12 protein-coding genes and 1 riboswitch are annotated in these 15000 nt (G+C 41.8%); of the genes, 11 read left to right on the top strand and 1 reads right to left on the bottom strand.

Annotated elements, in window-relative coordinates; genetic code table 11:
- The first annotated feature begins 1 nt into the window (after position 1).
- The 7 genes from murG to lpxC all read left to right on the top strand — a co-directional run bounded on the left by murG (position 2) and on the right by lpxC (position 8055).
- Positions 2-1099 (top strand): undecaprenyldiphospho-muramoylpentapeptide beta-N-acetylglucosaminyltransferase, encoded by a 1098-nt coding sequence (gene murG / locus ACPF64_RS03400; RefSeq protein WP_003654098.1) that lies wholly within the window; start codon positions 2-4, stop codon positions 1097-1099.
- A gap of 11 nt (positions 1100-1110) precedes the next feature.
- Entirely contained in the window at positions 1111-2559 is a 1449-nt protein-coding gene (murC, locus tag ACPF64_RS03395; RefSeq protein ID WP_003654096.1) for a UDP-N-acetylmuramate--L-alanine ligase, read from the top strand.
- 36 nt (positions 2560-2595) lie between these two features.
- Complete coding sequence (locus ACPF64_RS03390) at positions 2596-3522, top strand: D-alanine--D-alanine ligase (RefSeq protein WP_003654094.1); 927 nt, start codon at positions 2596-2598, stop codon at positions 3520-3522.
- Between the two features lie 2 nt (positions 3523-3524).
- Complete coding sequence (locus ACPF64_RS03385; RefSeq protein ID WP_426455578.1) at positions 3525-4379, top strand: cell division protein FtsQ/DivIB; 855 nt, start codon at positions 3525-3527, stop codon at positions 4377-4379.
- Positions 4380-4439: 60 nt separating this feature from the next.
- The gene (gene ftsA, locus ACPF64_RS03380) at positions 4440-5702 is read left to right on the top strand and encodes a cell division protein FtsA (protein WP_045433761.1); all 1263 of its coding nucleotides are present in this window, start codon (positions 4440-4442) and stop codon (positions 5700-5702) included.
- A 164-nt stretch (positions 5703-5866) separates the two neighbouring features.
- On the top strand, positions 5867-7042 hold the full coding sequence (ftsZ, locus tag ACPF64_RS03375) for a cell division protein FtsZ (RefSeq protein WP_017388958.1): 1176 nt from the start codon (positions 5867-5869) through the stop codon (positions 7040-7042).
- A 110-nt stretch (positions 7043-7152) separates the two neighbouring features.
- Positions 7153-8055, top strand: coding sequence for a UDP-3-O-acyl-N-acetylglucosamine deacetylase (gene lpxC / locus ACPF64_RS03370; RefSeq protein ID WP_080027985.1), 903 nt, complete (start codon positions 7153-7155; stop codon positions 8053-8055).
- Between the two features lie 97 nt (positions 8056-8152).
- Here lpxC and ACPF64_RS03365 read toward each other — a convergent pair whose 3' ends face one another.
- On the bottom strand, positions 8153-8593 hold the full coding sequence (locus ACPF64_RS03365; protein ID WP_003654086.1) for a DciA family protein: 441 nt from the start codon (positions 8591-8593) through the stop codon (positions 8153-8155).
- A 107-nt stretch (positions 8594-8700) separates the two neighbouring features.
- Between ACPF64_RS03365 and ACPF64_RS03360 the strand changes: the two genes are divergently transcribed.
- The 4 genes from ACPF64_RS03360 to ACPF64_RS03345 all read left to right on the top strand — a co-directional run bounded on the left by ACPF64_RS03360 (position 8701) and on the right by ACPF64_RS03345 (position 14774).
- Positions 8701-9393, top strand: a complete 693-nt coding sequence (locus ACPF64_RS03360; RefSeq protein ID WP_045433755.1) for a M23 family metallopeptidase — start codon at positions 8701-8703, stop codon at positions 9391-9393.
- Positions 9394-9643: 250 nt separating this feature from the next.
- Positions 9644-12361 (top strand): pyruvate dehydrogenase (acetyl-transferring), homodimeric type, encoded by a 2718-nt coding sequence (aceE, locus tag ACPF64_RS03355; RefSeq protein WP_005300635.1) that lies wholly within the window; start codon positions 9644-9646, stop codon positions 12359-12361.
- 2 nt (positions 12362-12363) lie between these two features.
- Positions 12364-14346 (top strand): 2-oxo acid dehydrogenase subunit E2, encoded by a 1983-nt coding sequence (locus ACPF64_RS03350; RefSeq protein WP_426455577.1) that lies wholly within the window; start codon positions 12364-12366, stop codon positions 14344-14346.
- Positions 14347-14495: 149 nt separating this feature from the next.
- Positions 14496-14774 (top strand): hypothetical protein, encoded by a 279-nt coding sequence (locus ACPF64_RS03345; protein WP_426455576.1) that lies wholly within the window; start codon positions 14496-14498, stop codon positions 14772-14774.
- 28 nt (positions 14775-14802) lie between these two features.
- Positions 14803-14988, top strand: a riboswitch (yybP-ykoY riboswitch).
- Positions 14989-15000 lie beyond the last annotated feature (12 nt).

The following is a 15000-nucleotide window of genomic DNA, read 5'->3' as shown; positions in this document are numbered from 1 at the left end:
CGTGACCGATTCACAGCAAAGCAAACCCAAACATGTCATGATGATGGCTGCCGGTACAGGTGGACATGTTTTTCCAGCCCTCGCCGTAGCCAAACAACTTCAACAACAAGGTTGTCAGGTTTCATGGTTAGCCACGCCAACAGGTATGGAAAATCGTTTATTAAAAGATCAAAATATTCCAATTTATCAAATTGATATTCAAGGTGTTCGTGGGAACGGTGTGATCCGTAAACTTGCTGCGCCTTTTAAAATTTTAAAAGCGACTTTAAGCGCAATGCGCTATATGAAACAGCTTAAAGTTGATGCTGTGGCTGGATTTGGCGGTTATGTTGCGGGGCCGGGTGGTTTAGCAGCACGATTGTTAGGTATTCCAGTACTTATTCACGAGCAAAATGCGGTTGCTGGTTTTACCAATGCACAGCTAGCGCGTGTTGCTAAAGTCGTGTGTGAAGCATTTCCAAATACTTTTCCTGTTAGCGAAAAAGTTGTTACAACTGGAAATCCAGTACGTCGTGAAATCACCGATATTTTAAGCTCTAAGTGGCGTTACGATGCACGTGAGCAAGCGGGACAACCTTTAAATATTTTAATTGTTGGCGGTTCTTTAGGTGCAAAAGCGCTTAATGAACATTTACCGCCAGCGCTCAAAAAAATACAAGTTCCACTCAATATTTTTCATCAAAGTGGTCAACAGCAAGTTGAAGCAACTCAAGCACTTTATGCAGATGCACCAGCCAACTTAAAGGTGCAGGTTTTGCCGTTTATTGAAGATATGGCAAAGGCTTATAGTGAAGCTGATTTAATTATTTGCCGAGCTGGAGCATTAACGGTGACGGAAGTTGCAACAGCAGGCGTTGCTGCAGTTTTTGTACCACTTCCGATAGCAGTTGATGATCACCAAACTGCAAATGCCAAATTTCTGGCTGATATCGGTGCTGCAAAAATTTGCCAGCAATCGACTATGACACCAGATGTTTTAAATGAATTGTTCACTTCGCTGATGAACCGCCAATTACTTACAGAAATGGCAGTGAAAGCGCGTCAACATGCCCAACCAAATGCGACTCAGCATGTGGTTGATCTTATCCAAAAAATGTAATCGGATTTACTATGTCTCCATCAACAGCTGCGAACCAAGCAAAAAAACTGATTAAAGTGCCTGAAATGCGCCGTATCAAACACATTCATTTTGTGGGGATCGGTGGTGCTGGGATGTGTGGCATTGCAGAGGTATTAGGTAACCAAGGTTATAAAATTTCTGGTTCAGACATTAAAGCATCTAAAACTACAGAACAATTAGAGCAAAATGGCATTAAGGTTTATATCGGCCATCAAGCGGAAAATATTAAAAATGCCAATGTACTTGTAGTTTCTACAGCGATTGATCCAGAAAATCCGGAAATTAAAGCAGCGATTGAGCAACGTACTCCAATCGTACGCCGCGCAGAGATGCTAGGTGAGCTTATGCGTTACCGTCATGGTATTGCTGTAGCTGGTACACATGGTAAAACCACGACGACTAGTCTTTTAACTACAATGTTGGCTGAAGAAAACCTTGATCCAACTTATGTCATTGGTGGTTTACTTAACAGTACAGGTGTAAATGCTGCACTGGGTGAAAGTCGTTTTATCGTGGCTGAAGCTGATGAGTCAGATGCGTCTTTCCTTTATTTGCAACCGATGGCAGCCATTGTAACGAACATTGATGCTGACCATATGGATACCTATGAAGGTAGCTTTGATAAATTAAAAGATACGTTCGTACAATTCCTTCATAACTTACCATTTTATGGTTTGGCTGTAGTTTGTGGTGATGACGCCAACATTCGTGAAATCATGCCGCGTGTAGGCCGTCCAGTTATTACTTATGGTTTTAATGAAGATAACGACATTCGCGCAATTGATGTTGAACAAGATGGCATGCGTTCACACTTCACGGTGTTACGTAAAGGTCGTGAGCCGCTACGTTTAACCATCAACCAACCGGGCATGCATAATATCTTAAATGCTCTAGCTGCTATTGGTGTTGCGACTGACGAAGGTGTTTCTGATGACGCAATTAGTCGTGCTTTAGCAGGCTTTAGTGGTGTTGGTCGTCGCTTCCAAGTACAAGGCGAATTCGAGCTTGCCGATGGCAACGTTAAGCTAGTTGATGACTATGGGCACCATCCGAAAGAAGTAGAAGCGACTATTAAAGCTGCTCGCCAGAGCCATCCGGATCGTCGTTTGGTTATGTTATTCCAGCCACACCGTTACTCTCGTACCCGCGATTGTTTTGATGACTTTATTGAAGTGCTTTCTCAAGTCGATCAATTATTATTACTGGAAGTTTATCCTGCCGGTGAGAAGCCTATTGTAGGTGCAGACAGCCGTACTTTGGCGCGTAGTATTCGTTTACGTGGACAGGTGGAGCCGATTTTGGTCGATCCAGTTGAAGGTAATTTGCAAAACATCATGCAAAATGTGTTACAACCAAATGACTTGTTATTAACGCAAGGTGCGGGTAACGTTGGAGCAATTTCAGTAGAACTTGCACAACACCATTTGTATGTGAAATAAACAAAAATATTGAATTATCGGGTTAAGGATTTAAACGTGTCAAATGCTACAAAATTCGGCAAAGTTGCCGTGCTATTTGGTGGGAAATCGGCTGAGCGTGCTGTGTCTTTAGATAGTGGTCAGGCAGTTCTGGATGCTTTATTGCGTTCAGGTGTTCAGGCTGAAGCATTTGATCCGCAAGACCGCAGTGTGACTGAACTTGTAAATTATGATCGTGCATTTATTGTATTGCATGGTCGTGGTGGTGAAGATGGCCAGATTCAAGGTGTGCTTGAATGGTTAAATCTGCCTTATACCGGAACTGGCGTGCAAGGTTCTGCGATTGGCATGGATAAAGTCAAAACCAAGCAAATCTGGCAAGGTAGCGATTTACCTACAGCGCCATATCGCATTATTACTAAAGAGACAGATTTAGATGCGGTTATTGCTGAGTTAGGCTTGCCTGTAATTATCAAACCTGTACATGAAGGCTCAAGTGTGGGCATGAGTAAGGTTGAGAAAGCAGAAGACTTTGCTGCTGCAATTGAAAAGGCGACTCAGCACGATGCTGTTGTGATGGCGGAAAAATGGATCACAGGTCGTGAATTCACAATCTCGTTCTTAAATGGACAGCCTTTGCCGGTTATTCGTTTACAACCACCAGCAGACGTTGCTTTTTATGACTATGAAGCAAAATATGAACGTAATGATGTTGAGTATGGTATTCCTTGTGGTCTAAGTGAGACAGAAGAGAAAAACCTGCAAGCATTGTGCTTACGTGCTTTTCAAGCAGTTGGTGCAGAAGGTTGGGGCCGTATTGATGCGATGCAGGATGAGCAGGGTAATTTCTGGCTTTTAGAAGTAAACACTGTGCCAGGTATGACTAGCCACTCTTTAGTTCCAAAAGCTGCTCAAGCTGTTGGCTATAGTTTTGATGAATTGTGTGTTGCCATTCTTGAGCAAACATTGGAAGGTACGGCTTAAATATGGCACAACTTCCGGCTTCCATGCGCCGTAAACGTGCGGCCATCACCTCTATTCATGATAAACCGCCTACACGTAAGCAGAAGCTTGCGAATGCTGGTGGATGGGTGCTGTTGGTTATTGCTTTTGTAGTGCTGGCAGTCGGAATTTATGGGCTATATAAAGTTATTACAGATGCAAAAGTTGCAAAGCTAGAGGTTGTGGGATCGGCGTCTTCAGTTGAAACACAACAAGTGATACAGCATGTTGCTCCAATTATAAAAGCGAATTATTTCACATCTGATTTAGAACAGATTCGTGATAAAACATTAGAAATTTCGTGGGTAGACCGAGTTGTCGTATCTCGTGCCTGGCCCAATGGTATTCGTGTTCGTGTCATGCCTCGCCATGCCATCGCCCGTTGGGGAACAGGTCGCTTGTTAAGCGATGGAGGCGATGTATTCAGTGAGGCAGAGCCGACAATTCATCCTGAGCTTCCGTTACTACATGGTCCGGTAAGCCAGTCGAAAATGATGATGCGACGCTATAATGAAATCAATCAATTATTCCATCCTGCCAATTTGCGCCTAAAAGAATTATATCTGACGGAGCGAATGACTTGGTTTATGCAGTTTGACACAGGTTTACGAATTATTGTTGACCAAGATCAAACAATGAATAAGTTGCAACGTTTAAGTCATCTGGCACAATCTGACTTAAAACCGGTGTGGTCGAAAATCTCAGCCATTGATTTGCGATATCGTAATGGATTATCTATTCAATGGAAGAACGCAACACCACCTAAAATTGTGAATGGTCAGTTTGTTGTAACGATTGATGACACAAGCATTGCAGGTGGAACAAAAGCAAAGCCATAATACGTGGCTTTAAAATAGGCAATTTGCCTGGTATTAAACAACAAAGAAATGGTATGAGTGATGAATGAAGCTGTTCCCTCAGTTGTTGCGATTGACATTGGGACGCATAAAGTTTCAGTTTTGATTGGAAAAATTCATGCGCCGGATAACATTCAAGTTATCGGTATGGCAACTGCTCGCAATCGTGGCATGAATAAAGGAAAAATCGTAAGCCTCGATAAAGTCATCGCTGCGATTAAAAATGCTGTTGCTGAAGCGGAAAATATGGCCGAATGTCGCATTCATAGCGCATGGGTATCGATTCCGAGTACCGAGTTGCAAAGTTTTTATGCCTCTGGCCGCACACCAGTTGCTAATCCAGCACATGTTATTACAACAAATGAAGTCGTGCGCGCGTTAGAATTGGCAAAAGCAAGTCATGTGACTTCTGATTACTATTTAGCAAGTGCAGTGCCGTTAGGCTTTGAATTGGGTGATTCTGCTGAATGGGTGCAGAATCCAATTAACATGACTGCCCATAGTATGACAGGACATTATCAGTTAATGATGATGCCTATAGCGACTATGCAAAACCTTGATCGTGCTATGAAAGGTGCAAATATCGGGGTTGAAAAAATGGTGGTATCTTGCTTGGCAACCGCTGAGGCAAGTTTGCTTAAAGATGAAAAAGAATATGGTGTTTGTCTGGTCGATGTTGGCGCAGGTATTACCAATCTTGCGGTTTATCTGGATGGGCGTTTGGCTCTGGCACGTACATTACAGCGCGGTGGTGAACACGTTACACGTGATATTGCTGCTGTATTGCAAACCACGACAGAAGAAGCTGAACGCATTAAAATTCTGTATGGTTGTGTCGATTTAAGTGCTGTTAAGCCAGATCACATGATTCAGGTAGAAGGAATTGATGGCCCTCAAACCATTAGTCGAATTGAGTTGTCTGAAATTATTATTGCCCGTTATGAAGAGATCTTTAGCCAGATTCGCGATGAACTCGAACACAGCGGCGCAATTCATGGTTTATACCATGGTGTAGTGCTGACAGGCGATGCTTGTCAAATCGAAGGTATGGTGAGTTTAGCTCGCCGTATGTTGGGGGTATCTGCACATTTGGGCAATCCACCGTTACAGGTTTATGCTGATGATCAGCATCAAGCCGCGTTACGTCGTTCGATGTATGCAACAGCAGCTGGTTTGCTCATGTTTAGCCAAAGTGAGTTGCAAGAAGCTGTTGAAGAGCCTGAAGAGGCAAATGACCGTTCGGTATGGGAACGAATGGTAAATGGCTGGAATGCGTTTAATAGCAAGCTAAAAGCCATTTTTTAGGATGTATGGATTTATTGGTAGAATTGTTAGGAAGTTGTAAGAGAAAACCACTGTACTTGACAAGGTTTGTATTGCACAGCATTCTTAAAATTAGTTGTTTTTGAAAATCAAGGCAGTATACGGGCTGAAGTGACTGCCATAATGTATTAGGAACCCTAAAGGTCATGGCCTCATTTGAATTTATAGAAGATGAACTAAACGATGGCAACGGTCAAGCCCGTTTCACTGTATTTGGTGTAGGTGGTGGTGGCGGTAATGCCGTTCAACATATGGTGCAGTCTGATATTCAAGGTGTTAAATTCGTTTGTGCCAATACAGACAAACAAGCACTGGACTGTATGAATGCACCTTTCAAAATTCAGTTAGGCGAGCAAAGTACACGTGGTCTAGGTGCTGGCGCTAACCCTGAAGTAGGGCAAGTTGCAGCAGAAGAAAGCCGTGAAATTATTCGTCACCATCTTGAAGGTACGGATATGGTATTCGTTACCGCTGGTATGGGTGGTGGTACGGGTACAGGTGCGGCACCTGTGGTAGCTGAAGTTGCCAAAGAAATGGGTATTTTGACTGTTGGCGTTGTGACAACCCCATTTAACTTTGAAGGCCGTCGCCGTTTAAAGTCTGCTGAACGTGGTATTGAAGCGCTTGAAGCACATGTTGATTCATTGATTATTATCCCTAACCAGCGCTTACTCAGCGTATATGGCGATATTTCAATGAAAGATGCTTATAAAAAAGCTGATGATGTATTGTTAAACGCTGTACGTAGTATCTTTGACCTTGTTGTAAACCGTGGTCATATTAACCTTGACTTCGCCGATTTGAAAACTGCAATGAGTACACGTGGTTATGCCATGATGGGTGCTGGTTTAGGTCGTGGTGAAGATCGTGCGCGTCAAGCTGCTGAACAGGCTATCCGTAGTCCATTGCTTGATAACGTAAATATTATTAATGCTAAAGGTGTGTTGATTAACATTACTGGCGGTGATGATATTACTTTACGCGAAACTGAAATCATTACTGATGTCGTGAACCAGATTGTTGACCTTGATGAAGGTGAAATCTTCTACGGTACTGTATTTGATCCAGATGCGCGTGATGAATTGCGTGTAACAGTGATTGCAACTGGTTTAACACGTAATGCAGCAGATGCAGAGCCGAGAAAACGTAATACGGTAAGTCATGCATCGGCTCAATCAGCTCAATCTGTTGATGAAGATGATGTTCCTGCTATTAATAAGCGTCAAAATGCAGACAATGAAGTGAGTAGTACTGCAAGTTCTTCTCCACGTTCTTCTCCGATGAGTATTCAAGATTACTTGAAAAATCAGCAACGTAAGTAAAAAATTATTAAATTTAAAAAAAGGCAGTGTTTAAACACTGCCTTTTTTTGTTTTTGATCAATGACTAAATATGCTAACGTATAGCGGTTTTAAAAAAGAAGTTACAAAGCATGGTGAAACAACGTACTCTCAATCGTGTGGTAAAAGCGAGTGGAATAGGTCTTCATAGCGGTCAAAAAGTGATGATCAATTTCATTCCACATACCGTGGATGGAGGTATTGTATTTCGTCGTATCGATTTAGATCCACCTGTGGAAATCCATGCGAATGCTTTGCTGATTCAAGAAGCTTTCATGTGCTCCAATTTAGTAATTGGAGATATAAAAGTTGGAACGATTGAGCACGTGATGAGCGCAATTGCAGGTTTGGGAATTGATAACCTTATTGTTGAGGTATCTGCGTCCGAAGTTCCGATTATGGATGGAAGTGCAGGCCCATTTATTTACCTGTTAATGCAAGGTGGATTGCGTGAGCTGGATGCACCGAAAAAATTTATAAGAATATTAAAACCAGTTGAAGCATTAATCGATGATAAAAAAGCAATTTTTAGCCCGCATAATGGTTTTCAGTTAAATTTTACGATTGATTTTGACCATCCAGCATTTGCTAAAGAATATCAATCTGCGACTATCGACTTTTCTACTGAAACTTTTGTATATGAAGTTAGTGAGGCTCGTACTTTTGGTTTTATGAAAGATCTGGATTATCTCAAAGCAAATAACTTAGCTTTAGGTGCAAGTTTAGATAATGCGATTGGTGTAGATGACACAGGCGTTGTTAACGAAGAAGGCTTACGTTTCGCCGATGAATTTGTGAGACATAAGATTTTAGATGCAGTAGGTGATTTGTATTTGCTTGGTCATCAAATTATTGCCAAGTTTGATGGCTATAAATCGGGACATGCTTTAAATAATCAGTTGTTACGCAATGTTCAAAGTGATCCGAGTAATTATGAAATTGTAACATTTAATGACGAGAATGAATGTCCAATTCCATATGTCAGCGTGACATAAGTCATTGTCTTTACTTGGCTACGTTATAGTGTAACGTTATAAAGTGTGATTATTATCACATAATAAGAACGATTCTAATTAAGAAATAGAAAGCTCATTATTTTTTATTGCTTGCCAAACGTAGTAAAGCTTGGCTAAGCTTAGGGTCGCTCACAAAGTCGGCTGCACTACGTAACATTTCTTGTGTTTCCGGGGGAATGGGTTTAGATGGCTCAGATGAGGGTGGATTTGGAATGTTTTTATTTCTCAAGCGAACCTGAATTCTTTGTAGGTCTTTTAACCCTTCAAGTTGAGATAATTTAGATACATATTGGTTCTGTAAATAACTGAGTTGACTAATCATCGCCTGATTTTCACCAGTAATGATCAAAGAACCATTTTGATAACACACGACCTGCCATTGTTCCGGTTGGGGCAATAAGGGTTGGATAATTTTCGTAAGTCTTTGCCATTGCGCGACTTGCGTTGTTAGAAACGTAAGGTTTCCTGTTTTTATGTGTTTTCCGGATTGTTGAAAAACGTTATCGGGCTTAGACATGGGTCATTCTCGGATAGATTCTTGTCTTCATCTTAAGCGTTCATTTCAATCGATATCAAGGAAGAGATCATAAGGAACTTAAGTAAGAACAGTTTCAAGAGGTTTTTATGCACACGCGTCGTATTTTATTAGCGTTTTCACTTGCCGCTTCGGCAGCATCAGTTGCTTTTGCAGATTATCAAACAATTAACCAATCTACTGATTCAGATCGATTGGAACAACTATCAAAAACATTATCTCAAGGTTCATATACTCATCCTGATGATTTAGATCTTCCAGCGAGTGCGAAAGTTTCTGTGACCTTACGCCAAAAAACGGTTGAGCTCAACAATGAGTCACTCGCTAAAAAATATGGCAATACGACAGCTAAGAACTCTTTCAATACCTCTTCTTCAAATGCTTATTCGTGGTTAGTTTCTCATCCTCTTCCTGATACAGTGCGTGTTTCTTCCAACTTTGGTGGCCGTACGATGAGCGGTCGTGCCGAACATCATGGTGGGTTGGATATGGCTGCTCCAAGTGGTACACCAATTTATGCTACAGGCCCAGGTATTGTAACTAAATCTGGTTGGGGCACTGGCTATGGTCAATATGTTGAAATTAACCATGGTAATGGCTATTTAACACGCTATGCGCATGCTTCGCGTTTAATGGTACGCGTAGGTGAACAAGTCTCGGCAGGTGAACATATTGCCAATGTAGGTTGTACTGGTCGCTGTACTGGTCCACATTTGCACTACGAAGTAGTAAAAGATGGTCAACGTAAGAATCCAACAACTTACTTAGCGATGCTTCCTTAAAAGCATAGTGAAAAAGGTTAAGGTTATTGAATTTATGAATCTGAAATTAACTTAAACCTTTTTTAACGTAAAGATTGTATAAAAAAACGCCATTATTGGCGTTTTTTTGTTATTTTGTTTAATGCTCGGTCAATGACTATTCATTCAGAAAATAATAGGCCCCCCTCACATTCACCCGTGGCAATAACTAGAGAGGGGTAAAACGTGGTAAAAATACAAAGTAGATTAAAGAACAAGGAACAGGTGAATTATGGCGTTTTACGGTGACTCCGATGCACAAGAAACCCAAGAGTGGCAAGATGCATTCGATTCAGTTTTACAACATATGGGAACTGAGCGCGCGGCATTCTTATTGGAAAAACTTTACCAACAAGCAATTGCCAAGCATGTTCCCATTCAACGTCTCAATACACCTTACTTAAATACAATTTCTGTTGAAGAACAACCTGCAATGCCAGGCGACCAAGATATGGAACGCCGTATTCGTGCATTGATTCGTTGGAATGCCTTAGCAATGGTACTTCGTGCGAATAAAACAGGTGATGATTTAGGTGGACACTTGGCGAGCTTCGCATCAAGTGCAACATTATATGACGTAGGTTTTAACCATTTCTTCCGCGCAAACAGTAATAACTTTGGCGGAGATATGATTTATTACCAAGGACACTGTGCTCCTGGTATTTATGCACGTTCATTCCTCGAAGGACGTTTAACTGAAGAACAGTTAAGTAATTTCCGCCGTGAAGTTGGCGGTAACGGTTTACCAAGCTATCCACATCCATATTTAATGCCGGACTATTGGCAATTCCCAACTGTATCAATGGGTCTTGGTCCAATCATGTCGATTTATCAAGCACACATTCAAAAATATTTGATGAACCGTGGCTTGATTAAAGAAGAAGATCGTAAAGTCTGGGCTTATCTTGGCGATGGTGAAATGGATGAGCCAGAAAGTACTGGTGCAATTTCACTTGCTGGTCGTGAAAAGCTTGATAACCTAATTTGGGTGGTTAACTGTAACTTACAGCGTCTAGATGGCCCTGTACGTGGTAACGGTAAAATCATTCAAGAATTAGAATCTTTATTCCGTGGCGCAGGCTGGCGTGTCATTAAAGTAGTATGGGGTCGTCATTGGGATCCGCTACTTGCAAAAGACAGCACTGGCGCTTTAAAAGCGGTAATGGGCGAAACAGTTGATGGTGAGTATCAACGCTATCAAGTGAAAGGTGGTGCTTATACACGTGAGAAATTCTTTGGCAAGTACCCAGAAGCTGCGGAACTTGTAAAAGATTTAAGCGATGAAGACATCGATAATCTTAACCGTGGTGGTCATGACCCGTACAAAGTTTTTGCTGCCTATGCAGAAGCAATGAAAGCCAAAGGTCAACCAACAGTTATTCTTGCGAAGACTGTTAAAGGTTACGGTTTGTCTGAAGAAATTGAAGCGGTGAACAAAACTCACCAAATCAAAAAAATGCAGATCGACTCTTTGAAATATGTACGTGACCGTTTCAATCTGCCATTTACAGATGATAAGTTAGAAGAGCTTCCATTCTACCGCCCAAGTGAAAACTCTCCAGAAATGAAGTATATGAAGGCGCGTCGTGAAGCTTTAGGTGGCTATTTACCTGCACGTCGTAAAGAGAGTGAAATTTTAGCGATTCCTGAATTATCTGTATTTGATGCAGTATTAAAAGGTTCTGCAGGCAAAGAACAATCAACTACCATGGTGATGGTGCGTTTAATTGCTTCTTTACTTAAAGAAAAAGCAATTAAAGACCGCGTAGTGCCAATCGTTCCAGATGAAGCGCGTACATTTGGTCTAGAAGGTATGTTCCGTCAGCTTGGTATTTATGCCGCTCACGGTCAAAAATATACCCCAGAAGACCAAGAACAGTTAATGCATTACCGCGAAGCAAGTGATGGTCACATGCTTCAAGAAGGGATTAACGAAGCTGGTGCGATGAGCGCATGGGCTGCGTTGGCAACAAGTTATTCAACGAATAACTTGCCAATGATTCCAATGTACATGTACTACTCAATGTTTGGTTTCCAGCGTATTGGCGACATCGCATGGGCTGCTGGTGATGCGCAGGCACAAGGTTTCTTGTTAGGTGCTACTGCTGGTCGTACCACATTGAACGGTGAAGGTTTACAGCACCAAGATGGTCATTCACATATCTTGGCGAACACGATTCCAAACTGTGTATCTTACGATCCATGTTTTGGTTATGAGTTGGCTGTAATCGTACATGATGGTTTACAACGTATGTATGTGAACCAAGAGCGTGTGTTCTATTACCTAACTGTAATGAACGAAAACTACGAGCATCCTGCAATGCCTGAAGGCGCTGAGGAAGGCATTAAACGTGGTATGTACTTGTTCGAAAAAGATGAAAAAGCAACTGTTCAATTACTTGGTTCAGGTGTAATTCTTCGTGAAGTGATCAAAGCTGCGAAAATCTTACGTGATGAATACCAAATCCATTCAAACGTTTGGAGTGTAACAAGCTTCAATGAATTGTCTCGTGATGGTATGGCATGTGAAGAATACAACCGCTTACACCCACTTACTGAAGAAGTGAAAGAGTCTTGGGTATCTAAACAATTACGCGGTACAGAAGGTATTGTTGTTTCAGCAACAGACCATATGCGTGCGTATAGCGAACAAATCCGTGCCTATCTTCCAGATGGCCGCCCATTTGTTGCGTTGGGTACAGATGGTTATGGTCGCTCAGATACACGTGCTAACTTGCGTAGTTTCTTTGGTGTTGATGCTGCACATATCGTTGTTGCTACTTTGAAAAAATTAGCTGACGAAGGTGAGGTAGATGCACGTTTAGTTAAAGATGCAATTTCTAACTTTGAGTTAGATACTGATCGTCCAGTGGCATGGGCTCCACAAGCACATCCAGAAGTTCAAGCAGTTGCTGAATACCATGAAGCGCAAACAGGTGAGGGGAACTAAGCATGCAAATTAAGACCCCTGATATTGGCGTAGATAAAGCAGTTGTTGCTGAAATTTTGGTAAAAGTTGGTGACAGCATTGCTGAAAATGACAGCCTTGTTTTGCTTGAGTCAGATAAAGCCTCTGTTGAAGTGCCTAGCACTTCAGCAGGCGTAGTGAAAAGCATCTTGATCAAAGAAGGCGATAGCGTAACTGAAGGTACGGTATTGTTTGAACTTGAAGCTGAGGGTGCTGCACCTGTAGCTCAAGCAGAAGAAGTTGCAAAACCTGCACCAGCAGCTGAACAATCAGCAGCACCGGCAGCGGTACAACAGGCTTCAACTGCTCCCCAACCAGCAGCGGCAACCACTAGCCAAGTGGTTGAAGTTCAAGTTCCCGATATTGGTGTTGAAAAAGCACTAGTTGGTGAAATTTTAGTAAAAGTTGGTGAGCAAATCGATGTTGAGCAAAGCATCGTTGTTGTTGAATCTGACAAAGCAACTGTAGAAGTGCCAAGCAGTGTTGCTGGTACTGTAGAAAGCATTCAAGTTAAAGAAGGCGATACAGTTAAAGAAGGTGTTGTGCTCATTAAAGTGAAAACAACATCTGCATCAAGTACGCCAGTTGAAGCTCCTGCTTCTACAGCAGCCCCAGCGGCAGCGCCTGCTCCAGTTCAACAAGAAACTGTAGCTGCGGCTGCTACTCAATCTGGTCCAGTTGATATTAACGTTCCTGATCTGGGCGTAGACAAAGCAGTTGTTGCTGAAATTTTGGTACAAGTTGGCGATAAAGTTGATGTAGACCAAAGCCTTGTTGTGGTTGAGTCAGATAAAGCGACTGTTGAAGTTCCAAGTACTGTTGCTGGCGTTGTGAAAGCGATTCACTTGCAAGCAGGCCAACAGGTTTCACAAGGTATATTACTTGCAACAATTGAAGCTGAAGGCCAAGCACCTGCGGCTGCACCAGCGGCAAAAGCAGAAGTAGCTCCAGCTCCACAGGCAGCAGCACCTAAAGCGGCAGCTCCTGCTCCGACTCAGGCTGTATCTGCTCCAGTTTCTGGTAGTGATAAGTTAACGAAAGAGCAAGAAGCTGAAAACGCTAAAGTTTATGCTGGCCCTGCTGTTCGTAAGCTTGCTCGTGAACTTGGTGTGGTTTTATCACAAGTTAAAACTTCTGGTGAACATGGTCGTGTGATTAAAGAAGATATCTTTGCTTATGTGAAGACTCGTTTAACTGCACCACAAGCGGCTCCAGTAGCTGCGGCTGCACCAGCAGTTTCAGGTTTGCCAAAGCTTCCTGACTTCACTGCGTTTGGTGGCGTGGAAGAAAAAGTACTGACGCGTTTGCAGCAAGTATCAATTCCGCAATTGTCATTGAACAACTTTATTCCGCAAGTCACCCAGTTTGATTTGGCTGACATTACTGAGTTAGAAGATTGGCGTAATGAACTGAAAGGCAACTTCAAAAAAGAAGGTATCAGCCTGACGATTATGGCATTCATTATCAAAGCGGTTGCGTATTTGTTGAAAGAAGAGCGTGAGTTCGCAGGTCATCTATCTGATGACGGTAAATCAGTGCTCTTGCGCAATGAAATCCATATGGGAATTGCGGTAGCAACACCTGATGGTTTAACTGTGCCAGTACTTCGTAACCCAGACCAAAAATCAATTAAGCAAATTGCAGTTGAATTGGGTGTGTTAGGTCAAAAAGCACGTGATAAGAAATTAACACCGAAAGACTTGCAAGGTGCGAATTTCACCATTTCAAGTTTAGGCGCAATTGGTGGTACAGCATTTACACCACTTGTAAACTGGCCGCAAGTTGCGATTTTGGGTATTTCACCTGCAACGATGCAACCGGTTTGGAATGGTAAAGACTTTGACCCACGCTTAATGTTGCCGTTGTCATTATCTTATGATCACCGTGTAATTAATGGTGCAGACGCTGCTCGCTTTACCAATAAACTTACGAAACTTCTTAAAGATATTCGTACTTTATTAATCTAATATTTTGAAATGAATCATTAAAACCTCGCTTCGGCGGGGTTTTTATTTTGATATTTAATTTAATTGGTTTTAGGTTAATCTAAAGATTAGATATGAATTATTGAGAGAGAGGAGAAATTTCTCGTTATTAGGTAAAGGAGAAATAATAAATGGCGGGTTTTTTAAAAATCATGGTACCAATCCTATTGATTGTATTTTTATTAATGGGGGTATGGATCAGTGTTTTACACTTTCCTTGGGAATGGATGACCTATGTTGCAATGGGGTTGGAAGTATTTGTAGCAATGCTTATTTTACCGTTTGAATTTCAGTCACAGCACATAGCAGGCATTAACAATTTTGGGTTTATTAACTTAAGTATTTGTTTAGCCTTACTATTGGGATTAGGTCGGCTGTTGGTGTGGGCATGGATAAAATTTTTTGTTTGAAAAATAGAACTGCTCGAATATAATAAGCACATACTTCATTGGGGAGTAGCCGCTATTCATTTCTGAATGAATAGGTGATGATCAACATAATTGTTCAACAGAACATGGTCATCATAGCTTAAACGTCTCATCGTTTCCGAGTTGGCAAGACCTTTGATTTACCACTCTGCAGATATTTGGCTAGCAGGAGGGGTAGGTCATGGGCATTTATGCTAGCCAGAGAAAC

Origin of the sequence: Acinetobacter sp. KB005, assembly GCF_049949095.1 — a bacterium.
Classification (GTDB): Bacteria; Pseudomonadota; Gammaproteobacteria; order Pseudomonadales; family Moraxellaceae; genus Acinetobacter; species Acinetobacter calcoaceticus.
This window is presented reverse-complemented; position numbering and strand designations above follow the sequence as displayed.

Coding starts and splice junctions, on each gene's coding strand:
- ACPF64_RS03360 (WP_045433755.1), top strand. CDS start 8,701: ATGCACACGCGTCGTATTTTATTAGCGTTTTCACTTGCCGCTTCGGCA.
- aceE (WP_005300635.1), top strand. CDS start 9,644: ATGGCGTTTTACGGTGACTCCGATGCACAAGAAACCCAAGAGTGGCAA.
- murC (WP_003654096.1), top strand. CDS start 1,111: ATGTCTCCATCAACAGCTGCGAACCAAGCAAAAAAACTGATTAAAGTG.
- lpxC (WP_080027985.1), top strand. CDS start 7,153: ATGGTGAAACAACGTACTCTCAATCGTGTGGTAAAAGCGAGTGGAATA.
- ACPF64_RS03350 (WP_426455577.1), top strand. CDS start 12,364: ATGCAAATTAAGACCCCTGATATTGGCGTAGATAAAGCAGTTGTTGCT.
- ACPF64_RS03385 (WP_426455578.1), top strand. CDS start 3,525: ATGGCACAACTTCCGGCTTCCATGCGCCGTAAACGTGCGGCCATCACC.
- ACPF64_RS03365 (WP_003654086.1), bottom strand. CDS start 8,593: ATGTCTAAGCCCGATAACGTTTTTCAACAATCCGGAAAACACATAAAA.
- ACPF64_RS03345 (WP_426455576.1), top strand. CDS start 14,496: ATGGCGGGTTTTTTAAAAATCATGGTACCAATCCTATTGATTGTATTT.
- ftsZ (WP_017388958.1), top strand. CDS start 5,867: ATGGCCTCATTTGAATTTATAGAAGATGAACTAAACGATGGCAACGGT.
- ftsA (WP_045433761.1), top strand. CDS start 4,440: ATGAATGAAGCTGTTCCCTCAGTTGTTGCGATTGACATTGGGACGCAT.